The sequence below is a fragment of the Stutzerimonas balearica DSM 6083 genome (assembly GCF_000818015.1).
Lineage (GTDB): Bacteria > Pseudomonadota > Gammaproteobacteria > Pseudomonadales > Pseudomonadaceae > Stutzerimonas > Stutzerimonas balearica.
Window position 1 is genome coordinate 673,840 of sequence record NZ_CP007511.1, and the last position, 17,991, is coordinate 691,830.

At 56.2% G+C, this 17,991-nt stretch carries 17 protein-coding genes and 2 pseudogenes; 12 read left to right on the top strand and 7 right to left on the bottom strand.

All coding sequences use genetic code 11. The features are described from left to right. Positions 1 to 60 precede the first annotated feature (60 nt). The 5 genes from hrpB to CL52_RS20515 are packed head-to-tail and all read left to right on the top strand — an operon-like array spanning position 61 to position 8,115. Positions 61 to 2,193: an ATP-dependent helicase HrpB gene (gene hrpB / locus CL52_RS03045; protein ID WP_043218436.1), complete on the top strand. Its 2,133-nt coding sequence runs from the start codon at positions 61 to 63 to the stop codon at positions 2,191 to 2,193. 54 nt (positions 2,194 to 2,247) lie between these two features. Further along, positions 2,248 to 3,714: a site-specific integrase gene (locus tag CL52_RS03050; RefSeq protein ID WP_003132541.1), complete on the top strand. Its 1,467-nt coding sequence runs from the start codon at positions 2,248 to 2,250 to the stop codon at positions 3,712 to 3,714. Then, positions 3,711 to 5,639 carry a hypothetical protein gene (locus CL52_RS03055; protein ID WP_003132543.1) on the top strand — a complete coding sequence of 643 codons (1,929 nt, stop codon included), beginning with the start codon at positions 3,711 to 3,713 and terminating at the stop codon, positions 5,637 to 5,639. The genes CL52_RS03050 and CL52_RS03055 overlap by 4 nt, the downstream gene beginning before the upstream one ends. After that, positions 5,636 to 7,684: a hypothetical protein gene (locus CL52_RS03060; protein ID WP_043218438.1), complete on the top strand. Its 2,049-nt coding sequence runs from the start codon at positions 5,636 to 5,638 to the stop codon at positions 7,682 to 7,684. Before CL52_RS03055 ends, CL52_RS03060 begins: the two co-directional genes overlap by 4 nt. Positions 7,685 to 7,686: 2 nt before the next feature. After that, positions 7,687 to 8,115, top strand: coding sequence for a hypothetical protein (locus CL52_RS20515; protein ID WP_010562495.1), 429 nt, complete (start codon positions 7,687 to 7,689; stop codon positions 8,113 to 8,115). Positions 8,116 to 8,247: 132 nt separating this feature from the next. On the opposite strand, the gene CL52_RS03065 is transcribed toward CL52_RS20515, so the two are convergent. After that, positions 8,248 to 8,469, bottom strand: a complete 222-nt coding sequence (locus CL52_RS03065) for a helix-turn-helix domain-containing protein (RefSeq protein WP_010562496.1) — start codon at positions 8,467 to 8,469, stop codon at positions 8,248 to 8,250. A gap of 104 nt (positions 8,470 to 8,573) precedes the next feature. Here CL52_RS03065 and CL52_RS03070 point away from each other — a divergent pair, with 104 nt between their 5' ends. From CL52_RS03070 to tnpB, 6 genes are all read left to right on the top strand, one after another. Beyond that, positions 8,574 to 9,152, top strand: coding sequence for a VspR family transcription factor (locus CL52_RS03070; protein WP_003127304.1), 579 nt, complete (start codon positions 8,574 to 8,576; stop codon positions 9,150 to 9,152). Further along, on the top strand, positions 9,149 to 10,549 hold the full coding sequence (locus tag CL52_RS03075) for a DEAD/DEAH box helicase (RefSeq protein WP_031634501.1): 1,401 nt from the start codon (positions 9,149 to 9,151) through the stop codon (positions 10,547 to 10,549). The genes CL52_RS03070 and CL52_RS03075 overlap by 4 nt, the downstream gene beginning before the upstream one ends. A 90-nt stretch (positions 10,550 to 10,639) precedes the next feature. Then, positions 10,640 to 10,942: a hypothetical protein gene (locus tag CL52_RS03080; protein WP_049950372.1), complete on the top strand. Its 303-nt coding sequence runs from the start codon at positions 10,640 to 10,642 to the stop codon at positions 10,940 to 10,942. Then, positions 10,942 to 11,436: an inositol monophosphatase family protein gene (locus CL52_RS20520; RefSeq protein ID WP_017340928.1), complete on the top strand. Its 495-nt coding sequence runs from the start codon at positions 10,942 to 10,944 to the stop codon at positions 11,434 to 11,436. The genes CL52_RS03080 and CL52_RS20520 overlap by 1 nt, the downstream gene beginning before the upstream one ends. Positions 11,437 to 11,495: 59 nt before the next feature. Further along, positions 11,496 to 11,813 carry an IS66-like element accessory protein TnpA gene (gene tnpA, locus CL52_RS21680; protein WP_010562498.1) on the top strand — a complete coding sequence of 106 codons (318 nt, stop codon included), beginning with the start codon at positions 11,496 to 11,498 and terminating at the stop codon, positions 11,811 to 11,813. Continuing rightward, positions 11,810 to 12,145 (top strand): IS66 family insertion sequence element accessory protein TnpB, encoded by a 336-nt coding sequence (gene tnpB / locus CL52_RS21420; protein ID WP_010562499.1) that lies wholly within the window; start codon positions 11,810 to 11,812, stop codon positions 12,143 to 12,145. Before tnpA ends, tnpB begins: the two co-directional genes overlap by 4 nt. Before the next feature lie 97 nt (positions 12,146 to 12,242). On the opposite strand, the pseudogene CL52_RS03090 reads toward tnpB, so the two are convergent. From CL52_RS03090 to phnC, 6 genes and pseudogenes are all read right to left on the bottom strand, one after another. Further along, positions 12,243 to 12,548: pseudogene (locus CL52_RS03090) on the bottom strand (IS5/IS1182 family transposase); the annotation flags it as partial. Between the two features lie 107 nt (positions 12,549 to 12,655). Then, entirely contained in the window at positions 12,656 to 13,525 is an 870-nt protein-coding gene (locus tag CL52_RS03095) for a LysR family transcriptional regulator (protein WP_003127731.1), read from the bottom strand. Next, complete coding sequence (ptxD, locus tag CL52_RS03100) at positions 13,519 to 14,529, bottom strand: phosphonate dehydrogenase PtxD (protein ID WP_003127732.1); 1,011 nt, start codon at positions 14,527 to 14,529, stop codon at positions 13,519 to 13,521. The genes CL52_RS03095 and ptxD overlap by 7 nt, the downstream gene beginning before the upstream one ends. An 8-nt stretch (positions 14,530 to 14,537) precedes the next feature. After that, positions 14,538 to 15,365 carry a phosphonate ABC transporter, permease protein PhnE gene (phnE, locus tag CL52_RS03105; protein ID WP_010466252.1) on the bottom strand — a complete coding sequence of 276 codons (828 nt, stop codon included), beginning with the start codon at positions 15,363 to 15,365 and terminating at the stop codon, positions 14,538 to 14,540. 8 nt (positions 15,366 to 15,373) lie between these two features. Further along, complete coding sequence (phnD, locus tag CL52_RS03110; protein ID WP_010562501.1) at positions 15,374 to 16,237, bottom strand: phosphate/phosphite/phosphonate ABC transporter substrate-binding protein; 864 nt, start codon at positions 16,235 to 16,237, stop codon at positions 15,374 to 15,376. Further along, a complete protein-coding gene (gene phnC / locus CL52_RS03115) occupies positions 16,234 to 17,061 on the bottom strand; it encodes a phosphonate ABC transporter ATP-binding protein (protein ID WP_003118432.1) in 828 nt (275 codons plus the stop codon). The genes phnD and phnC overlap by 4 nt, the downstream gene beginning before the upstream one ends. Positions 17,062 to 17,403: 342 nt before the next feature. Between phnC and CL52_RS03120 the strand changes: the two are divergent. Beyond that, a pseudogene (locus CL52_RS03120) lies at positions 17,404 to 17,914 on the top strand (IS5-like element ISPst7 family transposase); the annotation flags it as partial. Positions 17,915 to 17,991: the final 77 nt, after the last annotated feature.

The following is a 17,991-nucleotide window of genomic DNA, read 5'->3' on the forward strand; positions in this document are numbered from 1 at the left end:
TGGAAGATCCCGTATTTGCTGGGTTTAGGTATCTAATGATAAATCCATGCGAATGGCAAAATGCGTGAGCGCAGCCTCGATGCCGACCTGGCGTTGGCCCTGACGCTCAATGCCCGCGTCTTGCTGCGCGACGAGCCGCTGAAGGTGCTGCTGATGTCCGCCACGCTGGAGGGCGAGCGGCTCTCGGCGCTGCTCGCTGACGCGCCGCTGGTGCGCAGCGAAGGGCGCATGCACCCGGTGGCGGTGCGCTGGGGCGCGCCTTGGCGAGCAGGCGAACGCGTCGAGCCCAGGGTGGTGCAGACGGTGCTGCAGGCGCTCGACGAGGAGGCCGGCAGCCTGCTGGTGTTCCTCCCTGGGCAGGGAGAGATCCGGCGCGTTCACGAGGCCCTGCGCGAGCGGCTGGCCGAGCGGCAGGACATCCTGCTCTGCCCGTTGCATGGCGAATTGCAGCTCAACGATCAGCGTGCCGCCATCGAGCCGCCCCCGCCCGGCCGGCGCAAGGTCGTGCTGGCGACCAACATCGCCGAGACCAGCCTGACCATCGAAGGTGTGCGCGTGGTGGTCGATGCGGGGCTTGCGCGGGTACCGCGCTTCGATCCGGCCAGCGGCATGACGCGCCTGGAAACCCGGCGTATCTCGCGTGCCTCGGCAACCCAGCGAGCCGGTCGGGCCGGGCGCCTGGAGCCGGGTAGCTGCTATCGGCTCTGGTCGGAAGACCAGCATGCGCAGCTGGCGGCTTTTGGCGAGGCGGAGATGCTGCAGGCCGATCTCGCGTCGCTGGCCTTGCAGCTGGCGCGCTGGGGAGCGGAACCGGCCGAGCTGAGCTGGCTCGACATGCCGCCGCCAGCCGCCTATGCCCAGGCGCAGACACTCCTGGCCGATCTCGGCGCGTTGCAGCGCAACGCGCGCGGTGGTTGGCAGATCACGGCGCACGGCCAGCGCATGGCGACGCTGCCGGCGCATCCGCGCCTGGCGCATATGCTGCTGCGCGGGCATGCCCTCGGCTGGCCTGGGGTGGCCGCGTCGCTCGCCGCCCTGCTGGTCGAGCGCGACATCCTGCGAGGCGCCGGTGCCGATCTGGCGTTGCGCATGCAAGCACTGGAGGCCGGGCGCGGCGCGGACGTCCAGCGCGTGCGCCAGCTCGCCCGGCAGTTCCGTAGCCTGCTGCCGGCCGATACCGACCTGCCAGCGGCGCCGTTGAGCGAGGCGCAGGCGCTTGCGGCACTGCTTGCCTTCGCCTATCCGGATCGCGTCGCCCGCCAGCGCCAAGAGGGCGGCGGAAGCTATCGGCTGGCCAACGGTCGAGCGGCGCAGTTCGTCGAGCCTGACGGGCTGATGAAGCAGCCCTGGCTGGTGATCGCCGAGCTGGGCAGTCAGCAGGGCCAGCGCGAAGAACGCATCTATCGCGCCGTGGCGCTCGATGCGGGATTGTTCGATGGCGTGCTCGGCGAGCAGGTGCGCCTGCATGATGAACTCGACTGGGACGAGCGCGAGGGCGTCCTACGTGCCGAGCGCCAGCGCCGGGTCGGTGAACTGGTGCTGGCACGCGAGCCGCTGCCGAGCCTTGACGAACAGGCGCGCGGCCAGGCGCTGCTGGCGCTGGTCCGGCGCCGTGGCCTGGCCTTGCTGCCCTGGACGCCCGAGCTGCGCCAGTGGCAGGCGCGCATCGCCCTGCTGCGACGGTTGGAGGTGGAGCGCCAGGGCGAAAGCGCCTGGCCCGAGCTGAGCGATGCCGCCCTGCTGCAGCGCCTGGAAGAGTGGTTGTTGCCCTATTTGGGCAAGGTTTCGCGGCTCTCCCACTTCGCCCAGCTCGACCTGGCGCCAATGCTGGCTACCCTGCTGCCCTGGCCGTTGCCGCGCCAACTCGACGAGCTGGCACCGGTAGCCATCGAAGTACCGTCCGGCTCGCGTATTCGCCTGGACTACAGCGAAACCCCGCCGGTGCTGGCGGTGCGCCTGCAGGAGCTGTTCGGGCTTGCCGAAACCCCGCGCATCGCCGGCGGCAGCCAGCCGGTCAAGCTGCATCTGCTATCGCCGGCCCGTCGGCCGGTGCAGGTGACACAAGACCTGGCGAGCTTCTGGGCCAATACCTATGCCGAGGTGAAGAAGGACCTCAAAGGCCGCTATCCCAAACTATTCCATAAGTTAGACCCTTGGGTTGAATCGCTTAACAACAAAAAGATTGACAGGTAGCGATTGTAAACTGACGCATAACATATAGGATTGACTGATTCATCAGGGGGGCGAATGTCCTACACCAATCCGCGTCACGAAGGTCGTCTGATTCTCATCCCGAATTTGCAGGATGCCTTCGCTATCCTGCATGTCAGTGAAGCGCCTCGCGGCTCTATTGAGTCAGCGCTTGAGGGGGCTGAATCCAATCTGCTTTATAAATGCGATGAAGTCGGTTCAGGGAATGACCGTGCCCTGTTCAATTTCCCATTTTTGTTTAGTGCTAATGGCAACCCTTGGCACGAAGCGAACGACTACTTGCTGAGTCTCATGCGTGATAGGGCTCCTGCAAGTCGACGCACTGATGATGTTAGGCGTCGTGCCAGTAAACTGTTGGATTACCTCCTATTCTGTGAGGATAACAATCTGGATTGGCTCGACTTTTCCGGTGCCCGTCCTTCGCTTCGCCCGACTTACAAGTACTTCTATCACCTGATTAAAGAAGGCCGTCGCAGTAATCAGGTCATCAATCAATATACCGCTGCGGTCTATCACTTTTATAAGTACGTTTCCGAGCATTGGCATTACCTCGATCTAAAGCGTGTTGATACGATCAAGCAAGTGCGGCTTATCGTGCAGAGCCCAAAAGGCGCGAAAATCATCGATGCTGAAAAGCGCAGCCAAACGCGGCGTACGCCGCCTAGTAGCTCCGTTCCTTTGGGATTCGTGCGTGAAGATGGCGAGGATCTTCGACCTCTCTCCAATCTTGAGTTAGGCGCGCTTTTGGAGGCCATTAATGAAAAGAAATGGTCAACGATTGAGCGGTTGATTCTTCTCACGTCTCTGATGACTGGAGCTCGTAAGCAAAGTGTTTTGACCATACGCTTGAAGCATTTGAAAGGATTTACAGAAGACAAACTAGTGCCGGAATGTGCCTATAAATTGCATGCCGGCCCGCGCACAGGCATTGATACGAAATTTGACAAAACTCAAGTTCTGTATGTTCCAAAGCAACTTGCTGAAGAATTGGTCACGCTTGCACGTAGTCCGATGATGAGGAGACGGCGGGAAAAATTTCGTGCTCAATTAGAAGTCAGTCATCCCGGTCTGTTGATAGAAGAGGACGATATGTATTTGTTTCTCTCCGATCAAGGCAATTGTTATTACATGGCTTCAAATGATCCGCGTTACGCAATTGTTAGGTCGCCACAGACAGGGCAGGTGACGGAAACAATAAAGCGAAAATTGCAGAGTACAGCTTCTAGCCAATTTCCAAAAGATTTTACATATCACTGGCTGCGAGCGACTTTTGCCTATCAACTCTACCAGCGCCTGCAACCGTTGGTTCAAGAAGGCGTTTTGAAATTAGGGGAGGATATTGATTTTATTCAAAAACGTATGCATCACGAGTCTAGGGAAACAACTGAAAACTATCTAAAGTTATTCAATATGACTCACGAAAAAGTCATCGCCCAAGAGGTGTGGGAGAAGAAATTGTTTAACGGTAACTACGAAGTCATGAAATTGACGGTCCAAGAATGAGTAGTCGGCAGCTGTTAGAGCATCGCGAAAATACAAAAATTATTACGCTAAATGAGTTGGTTCAGGAGTTTTCCGAACCTGAGCGTTTGCGATTGCAGCTGACCGTTAAGGTTAAAAAGAAGCCGTTAGATATTGGTAGTTTTGCATATCTCATTCGTGGTAAGAATAAAAGTGTTCATGATGATCGCGGGACGCCATTGGTGATTGAGTCGTTCGTTGAAAGTCGTCGTGAGCTGATTGTGAGAGTTTTGGAGTCTTTTGTCGGTCTGCGTGATAAGTCAGTCTTGGCAAATTTCTTCCATACCGAATATTTTATTGATTGGTTGAACGCTGAGGGTTACCGAGAAATATTTTCCAGTAGCGTGGATGCTCAAAAGGCATATCGAGATTATACAGCGCATCTAAATCAAAAAATATCCGATAAAAAGCTGAAGCCCCGGACCGCGTCAAGCTACCAAACTAGAGCATCCAGCCTGATCAAATTACTTTATCCAGATAATAGTGTCCATATTCTTGCTGGTGCAGTAAGGATTGTTCCAGATAGAGGTTCTGCAACAGCAGGCGCTGCTCATGTCGAGTTGTATAGAGATGTTTGCTTTGCCATTGCCCAGCAGTGCAGTGATTTTATCTTGAATAAAAAACCTTACCCGCTCGTGGTTGGAGTTAGAGATTATGAAGTTGTTATATTTCCGTCCAACCGAGGCGCGAGCAGCCCATTTAAGGATGCTGCTCCTTCATATAACTCAGCTGAGCGGCGAATTGCTACGGCCGAAGAATACTTCGCGGCCTTCGAGAGGCTTGGCCGAAAAAAGCCGAGAAATTATAATGTCGCGCGCGAACTAAGAAGCTCCCAGGCATCTTTGGATGCGGCTAATGAAGATGGGCGCAACTGGCATCGTCTTAATCTAGCGAGTCTTGCGGCGAAAGCCTATGCTATCCTTTTTTTTATGATTACAGGTGCCACTCCGGCTGAATTTGAGCAGTTTAGTTACGAAGACGCACTCAAAGTTGAAAAGTCCCCTCTCAAGAAAGAGTTGTCGGCTGTGAAATTTCGGGCTGGCGGAAAGTCAACGCTTTACAACATTGGGCGGGGCTCGGGTTTGTCGCTGCTGAAAGAGTATTTAAAGCTGCGTGCGTGGATTTTGGATGGTGCGAGACATGAGCGACTATTCTTTGCAATGCCTACGTCTGGTCAGCTTAGAACTTGCAAAAGCTTTGGTGATCTTAACGTGACAAGCTCCTTAGAAAAATTTTATGAGTTTATTAGCGGGGTCTTTCTTGATCCGACTGTACCAAGACTTTCAACTCGTAAAATACGCAAGCACAAAAGCACTGAAATGCACTCTGCACGTTTGTCGCCGTCCACGGTAGCGGCATCCCTCAATCACACCGAAGCGGTGAATCTTTCTACCTATGCAGAGGCAACACCTGAACAGCAGCAATCCGAGTTCAGCCTGTTTTGGGATGCAATACGCCACGCTGCTCATGTTGTGCGTGAGCGAAGCCGCAAGGCTGTAGCAAGTAGTGTCGCAATAGCGGCGGGTCACTGCGAGGATTTCAATAAGCCGACGTCTGCCACTGATGTGGGATTGATTATAGAGCCGAACTGCCGCACCCAATATGGTTGTTTGTACTGCGAAAACTATTTATGTCACGGCGATGAGGAGGATCTGCATAAAATTCTGAGTTTGCAATACGTGGTCAATGCCGTGCGTAAATCGGCCCCCGATGCAGCGCATACTGAGGCACTTTTCAAAGAGTTATCTATCCGGATCGAGTTTATAGTCGATGCTCTTAGTGAGCGCTCTAGCTCGGTGAAACAGACAGTCGAAAAGGTTAAAGCTAAGGTGTTTGAATACGGCGAGTTAACTAAGTTTTGGGAAGTCCGGTTGGGTCGCTATGAAAAAATGGGGATCGTATTTTGAGTGCTGCTGTTCAGTCGATAGGTAGTCTTTTTTCTAGCGGCCAGTTTCCAGTCACCAGCCAGCCAGATAGTGCGGCTCAGCTGTATGGGAAGCCCGCGTCGGATTTTGTTATCTGTCGCACTGAGTATGGCAATGCAACGGCAGTGTACGGCGAGTCTGTATGGGACTTTAACCCGTACAGGCTGAGTGCAAAAAAAATTGGCCGAATACGCTTCGATATGGTGTTCGGTGATTATGGTCATGATCAGCAAGCGCTGATCGAAGAAGCCAAATATCTTCTGTATTGTCTTATTTATTTCGCTGGCGGTGGGCGGATTGGTAAGCTGAGTGCATCTACGATTATTTCATATTGGGTTGTGCTGCGCATCGCTATGAAGTTCTGCTATGCGCAGAAAAAGAAGTCAATGGTTGGTGTGCTGTCCTTGCAGCAGCTTTTTACCGTGCCTGTTTATCTAGCGGCTTTTGTTAGTGAAAGTAATTTTGACAAGACGGTTCTTAGTGGGATATTGCACGGATTGATTAGTGTGGGCGAGGAACGCCTAGGGTATGTTGTGCTGAATCCAAGAGTTTTTGATTTGAGAAGACCTGATTCTAAACAGCATCCGGTAATTCCGACACGCCTTTATTTGAATTTAATAAATATTTGTGGCGACCTGCTCGATCATCTTTACTTGGGTGTTGGGAATATTGATTCATTTATATCGTGCTTTGCTGATGAGTATTTCGGTCTTACTCCGCACCGTCAAAAATCTTTGGGGGTTGGTGGTAAGTCGCGCTATCGCCCCGGTATTCAGCAAGCAATAGAGGAATATGGTCTGGCTGCGGTTTTTGTCGGTGAGTTTGCCTGTTCCGAAAAGAGAAAGCTGCAGCGAGTCCTTCTCAAGATGCAGTATGTGGTGAGAATGGTGATACACCTATATACCGGCATGCGTGATCAAGAGGTGATGCGTATGTCTTATAACTGCTTATCTGATCAAGTCGTGAGATGTTCAGTGGTTGATGATCAAGGTTTTATGCGCGATCAACCGCAATCAGTACACATATTATCGACTACCACGAAGTTTAGCGGTTACAAGAAAGAAAGCGCATGGTTCGCGGCAGGCGAAGTCGTCAAGGCGGTCGAGGTTGGCCAGGCGATTTGTCGTGGTTTAGCCCGGCTCTATAGGATTGAACTGGATGATCGTTGTCCGCTATTCATCAATCCGTCCGTCCTGTGTAAAACGAAGAATTGTGCAGAAGTTGGTGTAACAGACTTTACATTGAGAGCAACGATGGGCAGTGCTTTGAAATCCTTATCGATTCAATCAGAGGATTTACAAGAGTTGGCTCAGAGCGACCCTTCTCGTGACTTTTACAATGAGCCAGATTTTGCAGTAGGCCAGCCCTGGCCGCTGACTAGCCATCAATTCCGACGTTCGTTGGCCTTCTATGGAAGCAGTAGCGGCTTTCTCTCGCTACCGACTCTGCGAGCGCAGTTCAAGCATATGACCATTCAGATGGCGCGCTATTATGCGAATGGCTTTGATAACTTGCGCACCATTTTTGGCTACTATGACGAGAAGAAAAAAGACTTCGTGCTACCATATAACCACTTTGCTTTCGAGTTCCAGATGGCCATGCCGATGTCGGTGGCCAATCAGTTGATTGCAGATCTGCTGTTCAAAGAAGAACCGCTGTTTGGTGGCACCGGTTCATACATGCAGAGGCAGAAAGAACGTGTTGAAGCTGGCGAGATAAAGATTGAAGATATTCGTGCCGATACAGAGCTTCGGGTGAAGAACGGTGCAATTAGCTATCGGCCAACGCTACTCGGTGGTTGCACCAAGGTGGGCCGCTGCGATTCCTTCATGCTCGGTGACTATACTGAATGTTTGTCCTGCGAGGGTGCGATTATCAAGCCCTCCAGGTTAAGTGCGGCCATTGAGGATGCGAAAAACGAGTTGTCAAACTACGCAGAAGACTCAGGCGAATATCAAATTGTGAAGGGCGATATTGAGCGCCTAATGGTTTTCAAGACTCGCCTGATCGACACTGTGGAGCTTTAGTCATGAAGTCTGGTGAAGGAATAAGCAAGGGGGTTGGTGCCTGTCAGGAAGCTTTGCAGCGCCTTCTCGATGGGAAGCCTTTTATGCCCGAGCATGTAGGGCTAGACCTATCCAAACTTACCGCGAGCATCGTCAGTCATGAGGCTGGATTTGACCGTGGTTATCTGAAAAAGTCTCGCAAAACACATTTGCCATTACTCGCAAAGATCGAGGCTTGTCGTGCTGAGGCTGACAAGGGCTGCGGCTCATCAAGTGGTAAAAGCATTAAACGTTTAGCAGATAAAGTTTTGTTTTTAGAAAAAGAGCTGGCGATGGTCAGTTCGCAGCGTGATCGAGCGCTTACACAGAACCTCCAGCTATGGGCGCGCGTGAGAGAACTGGAACTAGCTGAGCGTCAGAACAAGTCACGCCGGGTTCGGCTACATCATTGATAGATTTACGCCTCCTCGACAGCATCACAAGCGTCGGGGAATGTTCTAGCTAGTAGTCTGGATAATGAGGTTAGGGCCGACAGCATTAATGCAATTTCAAGCCTTCTTGAGCGCCAGCGTCGATCAGGTGGGCTAAAGCTCTGACGCCTGAGGCAGTAGGCCGCATGGATCGCATGCAAGCACGCTTGCGATGCGATACAGCTTCTCGACGGTGATGTTGACCTCGCCACGTTCGATCCGCCCTACGTAGCTGCGGTCGATATTGCACGCCAGCGCCAGTGCATCCTGGGAAATCCGGCAGGCCTTCCTCTGCACTCGGATGCGTTCCCCTAACGCTTTCGCCAACTTATCCATGACCGTCTCAATTCAACTTGAGGCGGCACTATCGTGCGTTTGCGGACGCACAGGTCACGGATTATAATCCGCATTTCTTTCGCGCTAACTCTTCTGGTGCCTCAATGAAATCGGCCTCGTTTATCTTCGACAGGCGTCTGTATGAGCTGCTTCAGGAGCCAGGGCGTACAACCTTTACGACCCGTGAACTGCGCGATGCCTATGCTGCTCGCCTGAATGGCACACATTTCCGTATCGCCGATGTGCGACGCTATGTGTATGAGCAGATCCGTCGACTAGTGCGCGCGGGCTGGGTTGCACTGGACGAGGACCGTCGTGTCCGAGGACAGGTCTACCACCTGCAGCCGATTCCGGCACACCTACAACTGGAACTGATCGACAACGGTTTTGAGAGCAGCCTTATGGCTGCCGGAGTGCCCGAACCAGACACGGCGGTACGCGACGTGGAGGCTTTGCCGGCCAATACGGATTTGCAGTTGGAGGCGCTCCACAAGGAAATCCGCTTGGACTTTCTCACTTCAATGGGCGAGGCAGAGCGATTCAAGCTGCTTCTGGACGAGATGCCGCATTTGCGCGACAAGGTTGAAGGCGATTACCTGGAGGCCAGGGATCGCAGTTCTCGCCTTCTGGGCCATTTACGCGCCATAGAAAAGACCCTCAAAACGCTCGCAGCGCCACGATGAGCAGATCGCTACGCAGCTGGCAGAACAGCTGCATCACCAAGGCGTTGGAGCACCTTACCGTCACGCAGCACTTCTTCTGCCAGGCAACGCCGGGAGCCGGGAAGACGCGCATGGCCGCGGAGCTGACCAGCCGACTGCTTCAGCAGGACAGAATTGACCTGGTGCTGTGCTTTGCGCCGTCCTGCCAGGTCGTGGAGGGTTTTCGTTCGACTTTTTCGGAAGTGCTAGGCAGACGTCTCGATGGCCAGATGGGTGCCGTGGGGGCGGCCTATACCTATCAGGCCATGGAATACCGTGATGAGGGATTCTGGCAGCTTCTTGATGACTACCGGGTGCTTGTGGTCTTCGATGAAATCCACCATTGCGCCGGCCACGATCCGCTCCTCAGCAATGCCTGGGGGCAGCAGATACTGCACCGGATACAGGATCGCGCTGTCTTCACGTTGGCCCTGTCTGGCACGCCCTGGCGTTCGGACGACAAGGCCATCGCATTGGCTCGCTACTCTTCGCCCGAGGGGCATCTGATCTGTGATTACCGTTATGGCTTGAAAGATGCCATTGCCGACGACGTGTGCCGATCACCTCGCATTGTGTTGCTCGACAATCAGAAGGTGAAACTTACGGAAGAGCTTGGCGCGAATAGCTCCGTGAGGCTGTTTCCCAGCATCGCCAAGCTTTTAGGGGAGTCACCTGTCACCTATGAGGAACTTCTGCGTCATGACGAGGTGATCAATCCAATCCTCGATCTTGGCTGCAGCAAGCTGAACGAGCTACGCCAGATCAAACCTGATGCCGCTGGTTTGGTGGTGGCCACAGACATCGAACACGCCCAGCAAGTTGCACTGGCTCTAGAAGCAATGGGTGAAGAATGCCGCATCGTGACCAACAAAACCCAAGATGCGCAGCAGGTGATCAATGCATTCCGGAGCAGCGCCTGCCGCTGGATTGTGGCCGTCGGAATGATCAGCGAAGGCACCGACATTCCCCGCCTGCAAGTGTGCTGCTATCTCAGCCGTATCCGCACCGAACTGCATTACCGGCAAGTGCTGGGGCGAGTGCTGCGGCGCACAGGTGAGTCCGACGACCAGGCATGGCTATTCATGTTGGCGGAGCCAACGCTTCAGGGTTTTGCGGAGCGAATATCGGATGACTTGCCTGATGACCTGGCAGTTTTGAACGATGTGCAGATGCCTGGTTTTACTCCAGGCTCCAGGCCTGAGCCGATGGGCACTTTGGGTCATGTTGAAGGTTTCGACGGTGCGGGGTTAGGTGGTGCAGAACCGGGTATTGGATCGCAGCCTACGAACATCATTTCGCTGGGTGGCTTTGCAATTGAGCCTGCTTACCAGGTCAGCTTTTCCCAGCATTATCGGCAGCAGCTACTGGCTTGTTTTTAATGCTCAGCCAGTCGAGGCTGATCCAATGATGTTGGTGTTCATGAATCCATAACCGGCCGGCGTCGTGTGGAACGTAATCGTGAGGTGTGCATGGAGATTAAATCGCAGGCATTGGTCGATGTCGTTGAGGATGTGATCTGCGACGTGTGCCGCTCTGGAACTCGTATCCCTGGCTATGGCCTTCAATACGGCAAGCTTGAAGCCCAATGGGGATATGGATCACAGCATGACGGAAAGCACTATCGGGTGCATCTCTGCGAGCCCTGCTTTTTCAGGGTGCTGAGTGGATTGCGTCGGGAGTGTATGGTCAATGGCATGTTCGATGATGAGCAGCCATTTTCCTCTGAGGATTTTGGCTTGGTCAGCAAGGGTAACTACTGGGAAAAGAGCTGATGACAGGACTGCGGCTGAGCGATCTTCTTGAACCCGTCATGCAGCTTGCTTACGAAGCAGGCCTACTTATTGAGTCAGAGCTTAATAGACCAGACGGCCCAAGGGGCAGTGGCTTTAAGGCAGACGTCGATGTTGAAATCGAGGTACTTCTGCGACAGCGACTGAAGCACATCCTTAATTGCGATTTTGTCGGAGAAGAAACGGGCTGCGAGCTATCAGGCCACCCATTTAGTTGGGTTGTTGACCCCAATGATGGAACAGGCGACTTCCTCAATCGTCGGCCGGGCTCTGCCATTTCTATCGGATTGCTGCATAACGCAACGCCAGTGCTGGGCGTGGTTTACGCCCCCGTCACGCCTAGTGGTCCTGACTGCATAGCATGGGCTGAGGGTGCACCGGCTTTACTGCGTAATGGTCGTCCCGTGAATAATGACCTGCAATCTGCGATCTTGGGTAAGCGTCCAGCCAAGTCACCTTCCGAACTCCAGCATTAAGGGCGATGGTGTCCGCGTATTTTTAAGCGGACGCGTTCGTCCTTAACGTTAGGATTTCCATGCGCCAACGAAGCTCTTACCCCGAACCGTTCAAGGTCCAGGTCGTTCAGGAATGCCTACAACCGGGTGCGACCGTCTCCAGCGTTGCCATCCGCCATGGCATCAACGCCAACGTCATTCGAAAATGGCTACCGCTTTACCGAGATCAGCTACCCGCGGCGTTGCCGGCGTTCGTTCCATTGAGGGCTACGCCCAAACGGCCGACTGCAGCATCGGTGATTATTGAGCTATCGCTTGGCGAGCAGTCAGTCACAGTGAAATGGCCAGTGTCCGATCCTGACGGCTGCGCCCGCTTTGTCCGGGGGCTTGCCCCGTGATCCGCATCGATAGCATCTGGCTTGCCACTGAGCCGATGGACATGCGCGCCGGCACCGAGACCGCATTGGCCCGTGTAGTGGAGGTATTCGGTGCGGCGAAGCCGCACTGTGCTTATCTGTTCGCCAACCGCCGCGCCAACCGCATGAAAGTGTTGGTGCATGACGGTGTAGGGATCTGGCTGGCCGCGCGGCGATTGAACCAGGGCAAGTTTCACTGGCCAGGCATCCACCGCGGCTCGGAAGTTGAACTCGACACCGAGCAGCTTCAGGCTTTGGTGCTCGGTTTACCTTGGCAGCGGGTTGGTGCAGCCGGTGCGATCACAGTGCTGTAGCGCCGGCCATTAGCCCATCGCTTTATCTGCGCTGATCGCCTGCTCTGGCACAATCAGCGGCATGACTTCCTCGCCCAATCTCGACCAACTGACACCTGGTGGTTTCGTCGGGGATGCGCTCCAGGTTCAGCCCGGCAAACTGGCGCAGGATCGTGGTTTCGTACAGCGCTTCCTCCATCGCTGGATCGCTGTAGCCGAACCAGTTCTGCAGCAGATGCACACGCAGCATCGCCATCAACGGGTAGGCCGGACGGCCACCTTCACCCTTCGGATAATGTGGCTCGATCAAAGCAATCAAGCCCTTCCACGGCACCACCCGATCCATCTCGATCAGGAACAACTCCTTGCGGGTTTGCTTGCGCTTGCCAGCGTACTCGGCGTCGGCGAAGGTCATCTGCTTCATCGGGAAACTCGGTGGGTGGGGTCGCGGTATTTTGCCAAATCAGAAAGTCTTTTTCAGAGTTTCCCTAGGCTGACAAGCCAAGCGCTGGATCGCAACCATCCATCACCTTATCCAGCTAGATCTGCCTCCTCCAATAAGTGCCGCACAAATCCCGGCGGGTGCAGATTTCCGGGAGGTTTGCGCCAGATCAGTTGGAGACGCTTTTCAAGCCCCGGGATGGGAAGAGCTACCAGCGCGCCACTGCGAACTTCGTCTTGTACTGCGGAAGCCATCACCAACGACACGCCGAGTCCCGCCCTCACTGCTTGTTTGACTGCCTCGGTGCTGCCTAGCTGCATACCGCTGCGAGGCACGCCCAGTTCGCCAAAGTATTCGGTCAGAAGCCGTCCGGTACCGCTACCCGGTTCACCTCCCAGCATCGGCAGGTCCACCAGACGATCACGTTCTATGCACCCTGCTTCAGCCAGCGCATGGTCGGGGCTGACGATAAGCACCAGCGGCTCGACCCGCCAGAGGCGGTGTTCGAAGTCGGGGTGAGGTAGCCACCATTCCATGATCGCGGCGTCGAGCTGGCCCGCCAGTAGCTGGTCGGCCACATCCGGGTTGGCGGCGATGCGCAGATCCACCTCGCCCCTCTCATTTGCGGTCGTCAGATAGTTGCGCACGAATGGCAGGAGAAGGTAGGTGCCGATGTTGGAGCTGGCCCCGACGCGCTCACGATTGCCATGCAGGGCTTCTAGCGCCCGGGCGTGCATGTCGAGCAAGGCGGTCGCATGCGGCATGAAGGCCAGCGCCCGTGTGGTAGGCTGGCAGCCGCTACGACTGCGCTGCACCAGCGTTACGCCGACCTGCTCTTCAAGCTTCTGCAAGTGCTGCGACACCGTCGGCTGGGCCAGCCCCAACGCCCTCGCCGCGCTCTGAAAACTGCCTGTTTGAACGATCGCTACCAGGCTCTTCAGCCAGACCGGATTCAACATGCGGCAGGCTCGGCCTTGGGCAGACGGTTCGCAGCGTTGATTGGGCGCGCACCTGCCAATGCCTGGATGATGTTCTGCGCTGCACAACGTTCAATCTCCAGGCGCACCGCGCGCACTGCCGACCCTATGTGCGGAGTGAACAGCGTATTCGGATGCGCGAGCAGCGCAGGATCGATCAGCCGCGGCCGGTCCGCGCGAGCCCAGTCTTCCATTTCGAATACATCCGCCGCATACCCGCCGAGCTGGCCTCGCTCAAGCGCCGCGAGCACGGCGGCTTCATCCACTACCGAACCACGACAGGGGTTTACAAGCAGAGCGCCCGGCCGTACGAGGGCAAGCAGCTCGGCGTTGACCAGATGCTGGGTATCGGCATTCAAGGGAAGCGCCAGCAGGATGAAGTCCGAGCTGGCGAAGAGTTCGCTGCACGCCACCCGGCGCAGGCCGAGCCGTTGCTCGGTTTGTGTATCCAGAGCCTTCGCCTCGTGGTACTGCAGGGTCGCGCCCCATCCCTGCAAGCGATCAGCCATGGCCAGTCCGATGGCGCCCATGCCAAGGATGCCGACCGTAGCGTTATCCAGCCCCGTGCCGTAGAACTGTGGTTGCCAGCCCTGGAACTTGCCAGAGCGGACGAACGCATCTGCTGCCCGCAGATGCCGCCCCAGCCCCACCGCCAGTCCGATCGCCAGCTCGGCAGTCGGGACCGTCAACAGATCAGGCACGAAGGTCAGCCAGACCCCGCGGGCAGTACAGGCGTCCACATCGAAATTGTCGAAGCCCTTGAGCGCGCAGCCGACTACACGCAGCTCAGGGCAGGCTTGAAGAAAGTCTGCATCGACCCGATCGGGCATGAACGCCATCATCGCCTGAGCATCGCGGCAGCGGCGCAGAATTTCCTCGCGCGGCAGCGTGCTGTCGGTCTGGTTGGTCATCAGCTCGCAATGTGGCGCCAGCAGTTGCAGGATCTCATCGTGTACTCGGTGAGTTATAACGAGTTTCGGCAGCATGGTTTGTCCTATTTGAAACGTTTGCGCAGCACGCCACTGAAGGCGTCTACTAGCGTGACCATGGCCAGGATGACCAGCAGGATTGCTGCAACCTCCTGGTACTGCATGATGCGCAGCGAGCCCATGAGTTCGAAGCCGATACCGCCGGCGCCAACCATGCCCATCACGGTGGAGGCGCGAAAGTTGTATTCCCAGCGGTAGATCGCCACGTCGGCGAACTGCGGCGTCACCTGTGGCAAAACCGCGTGCAGCAGCACTTGCATCGGCGTAGCCCCCGCCGCCCGAGCGGCTTCCACCGGCGCTTCGTCGACGTGCTCGATGGCCTCGGCGAAGAACTTGCCGACCATGCCGACCGAATGCAGACCCAGGGCAAGCACGCCCGGCAAGGCGCCGAACCCTACGGCTGCAACGAAGATGATGCCCATGATCAGCTCCGGCACCGACCGCAGGGCATTGAGCAGCACCCGGGCAACACCGAACACAAGGGGGTGCGGCGCCGTATTGCGCGCTGCAACGAAGGCCACCACCAGCGAGAACACCACTGCGATGGCCGTACCGGCGATGCTCATCGCCAAGGTGTCGATCAAGGGGCGAATCCAGCTTCGATAGCCCGAAAAGTCTGGCGGCATGGCCTCGCCTGCCAGGGTCGCGATGGAGGGCAGCCCGTTCAGCAGCGTGGTGGCATCGAGCAGCCCCACGTACCAGCAGGCCAACAGCACCACTCCGAATACAATCGCCACCTGCCCCAGCTGGCGCCACCAACCGAGGCCGAAGCCTCGAAGGATGTGCTCGCGTTGCTCTGCAGGCAGCGCCTGCACGTCGTAATGAGTAGACATATCGGTGCTCACATCGTGGCGAAGTCGAGGCCGAGCAGCGATCCCATGTTGCGGATCACATCGTAGTCGGCGTCGGTGATTGGCGCGAAGGCCTCGGCCTTGAAGTTGCGCAGCACTTCGGGATCGTCGATACCGACGAATACATCCCGCACCTTGGTTTTCAGCTCGGGGCTCAGGTTCGAGCGCATCGCCCAGGGGTACTGGGGGTATTCGCCGCTGTAACCAAGTACTTTCACCTTGCTCGGATCGATTAGGCCACGTTCGACTGCGTGATTGAAAATTACCTCCGACAGCCCACCCGCATCGGCGTTGCCGTTCGCCACGTTGACGGCAACGGCGTCATGCGTGCCCACAAAATGTTGTTCGTAGTCCTGCCCACCCGTCAAACCGGCCGTCTCAAGAAGCACGGCTTTGGGAATCAAATGGCTGGACGTCGATGCCCGGTCACCATAGGCCATCTTCTTGCCCTTAAGGTCGGCATACTCATTCACGCCTGACGCCACATTGGCGATAATCACCGAGCGATAGGTCGGCTTGCCGTCGATGACCATGGCAGCGAAGGGCTCGATGTCGCTTTTGCTTTTGGCCATGACGTAGGACAGCGGACCGAAATACGCCAGGTCGATACGGCCAAAGCGCATCGCCTCAATCATCGAGGAATAGTCGGTGGTTACGATCAGCTGCACCTTCTTGTCCAGATGCTCTTCCAGATAATCCTTCAGCGGCTGGTTACGCTTGATCAGCTCGGAGGCGTTTTCGTCCGGCAGCAGGGCAACCTTTAGCACATCCGGATCGGCATCGGCCGCTAGGGCGGACAAACTTGAAACAGCGGACAGCAAGCAAGTCAATAAGAGCGCGGATAAGCGTTTCATCGGGACATCTCCAGTGAAGGTTCGAGCATGACAGGTGGTTCAGCCGGAGCATTCGCTGGCTGAGTCGTAGAGCGGCCTGCATAGATGCGCTCAAGCTGCGCATCGGTGAGTTCCGAGGGCGCGGCATCGAAAACGATCTGAGAATCGGCCAGCCCGACGACGCGATCGGCGAAGCGGCGGGCATATTCGAGTTGATGCAGCGAAACGATGGCGGTGATGCCGTCTTCCTTGCAGATGTCGCGCAGCAATCCGAGAACACGGACCGAAGTGGCCGGGTCGAGACTGGCTACCGGCTCATCGGCCAGAATGATCGCCGGCTGTTGCGCTAGCGCACGCGCGATGCCTACCCGCTGCTGCTGGCCACCGGACAGTTTGTCCACCCGGCTTAGCGCCTTGTCTGCCAGACCGACCCGAGCGAGGCAACTGAGCGCAATCTCCTGATCGGCACGCGGCAGAGGAAACAGCGAGCGGAGCGTGTTGTGAAAGGCCAGCCGACCGGTAAGCACATTAGCCAGTGCGCTTTGACGTTCGATTAGCTGGTGGTGCTGAAAGATCATGGCGGTACGCCGACGATGCTGACGCAAGGCCGAGCCGCTGCCGAGTTCACCGAGTTCGCTGGTGACACTGCCGCCAGTGGGCGTGACGAGTCGATTGAGACTACGGAGCAAGGTCGACTTGCCTGCGCCCGAGAGACCAAGCAGCACGGTGAACTCACCACGCCGAAATGCAATCGAGGTATCGCGTAGGGCTGTCACGCCGCCTGGATAGACGACGCTCAACCGGTCGACCCGCAGCACGGCGTCCTGTATCGGATGGGGCGTCATTTGATCACCTTTCGCAATATTGCTGGCCGCACAATTGCGGTTCGCGATGCAAAGGGTAGAAATTCCTTGTTAACGCACTGTTTCTAAAGGATGACATTTCGATGAATACTTCGAATCTGCCGTAGCGGGGCGGCAAGCGAAGCCGTGGAAGAACGGGCGCAACGTAGCGTCTTTCTTCACGCGGGATACAGGAGGCTTTGATTGATACTGCTGCGGATTCGCTACAGTAACGTTGGGCCAGAACGTAATGCCATCCAAGCAAGAGAGCGCACACTAGGGAAACTCTGAAGAAGACTTCCAGATTTTGGCAAAATACCCGGATTCCACCCACCGAGTTTCCCGATGAAGCAGATGACCTTCGCCGACGCCGAGTACGCTGGCAAGCGCAAGCAAACCCGCAAGGAGTTGTTCCTGATCGAGATGGATCGGGTGGTGCCGTGGAAGGGCTTGATTGCTTTGATCGAGCCACATTATCCGAAGGGTGAAGGTGGCCGTCCGGCCTACCCGTTGATGGCGATGCTGCGTGTGCATCTGCTGCAGAACTGGTTCGGCTACAGCGATCCAGCGATGGAGGAAGCGCTGTACGAAACCACGATCCTGCGCCAGTTTGCCGGGCTGAACCTGGAGCGCATCCCCGACGAAACCACCATTCTCAACTTCCGCCGCTTGCTGGAGAAACACGAGCTGGCGGCCGGCATCCTCGCTGTCATCAATGGCTCTGGGCGACCGCGGCCTGTCGCTGCGCCAGGGCACCATCGTCGATGCAACGCTGATCAATGCGCCCAGTTCGACCAAGAACAAGGACGGCAAGCGCGACCCGGAAATGCACCAGACCAAGAAGGGAAACCAGTATTGTGTGTCACGAACACAGGTCAGATGACCTGTGCTGCTGTGCCGAAGATGGAAGTAGGCCTTCCGAAGTCGGCTTGC

What these genes read in the sequence shown, in the direction of transcription:
- hrpB (WP_043218436.1), top strand. Translation starts at nt 61, where the DNA reads ATGCGTGAGCGCAGCCTCGATGCCGACCTGGCGTTGGCCCTGACGCTC.
- CL52_RS20515 (WP_010562495.1), top strand. Translation starts at nt 7,687, where the DNA reads ATGAAGTCTGGTGAAGGAATAAGCAAGGGGGTTGGTGCCTGTCAGGAA.
- CL52_RS20520 (WP_017340928.1), top strand. Translation starts at nt 10,942, where the DNA reads ATGACAGGACTGCGGCTGAGCGATCTTCTTGAACCCGTCATGCAGCTT.
- phnE (WP_010466252.1), bottom strand. Translation starts at nt 15,365, where the DNA reads ATGTCTACTCATTACGACGTGCAGGCGCTGCCTGCAGAGCAACGCGAG.
- CL52_RS03095 (WP_003127731.1), bottom strand. Translation starts at nt 13,525, where the DNA reads ATGTTGAATCCGGTCTGGCTGAAGAGCCTGGTAGCGATCGTTCAAACA.
- ptxD (WP_003127732.1), bottom strand. Translation starts at nt 14,529, where the DNA reads ATGCTGCCGAAACTCGTTATAACTCACCGAGTACACGATGAGATCCTG.
- CL52_RS03070 (WP_003127304.1), top strand. Translation starts at nt 8,574, where the DNA reads ATGAAATCGGCCTCGTTTATCTTCGACAGGCGTCTGTATGAGCTGCTT.
- CL52_RS03050 (WP_003132541.1), top strand. Translation starts at nt 2,248, where the DNA reads ATGTCCTACACCAATCCGCGTCACGAAGGTCGTCTGATTCTCATCCCG.
- CL52_RS03080 (WP_049950372.1), top strand. Translation starts at nt 10,640, where the DNA reads ATGGAGATTAAATCGCAGGCATTGGTCGATGTCGTTGAGGATGTGATC.
- tnpA (WP_010562498.1), top strand. Translation starts at nt 11,496, where the DNA reads ATGCGCCAACGAAGCTCTTACCCCGAACCGTTCAAGGTCCAGGTCGTT.
- phnC (WP_003118432.1), bottom strand. Translation starts at nt 17,061, where the DNA reads ATGACGCCCCATCCGATACAGGACGCCGTGCTGCGGGTCGACCGGTTG.
- CL52_RS03065 (WP_010562496.1), bottom strand. Translation starts at nt 8,469, where the DNA reads ATGGATAAGTTGGCGAAAGCGTTAGGGGAACGCATCCGAGTGCAGAGG.
- phnD (WP_010562501.1), bottom strand. Translation starts at nt 16,237, where the DNA reads ATGAAACGCTTATCCGCGCTCTTATTGACTTGCTTGCTGTCCGCTGTT.
- CL52_RS03075 (WP_031634501.1), top strand. Translation starts at nt 9,149, where the DNA reads ATGAGCAGATCGCTACGCAGCTGGCAGAACAGCTGCATCACCAAGGCG.
- CL52_RS03055 (WP_003132543.1), top strand. Translation starts at nt 3,711, where the DNA reads ATGAGTAGTCGGCAGCTGTTAGAGCATCGCGAAAATACAAAAATTATT.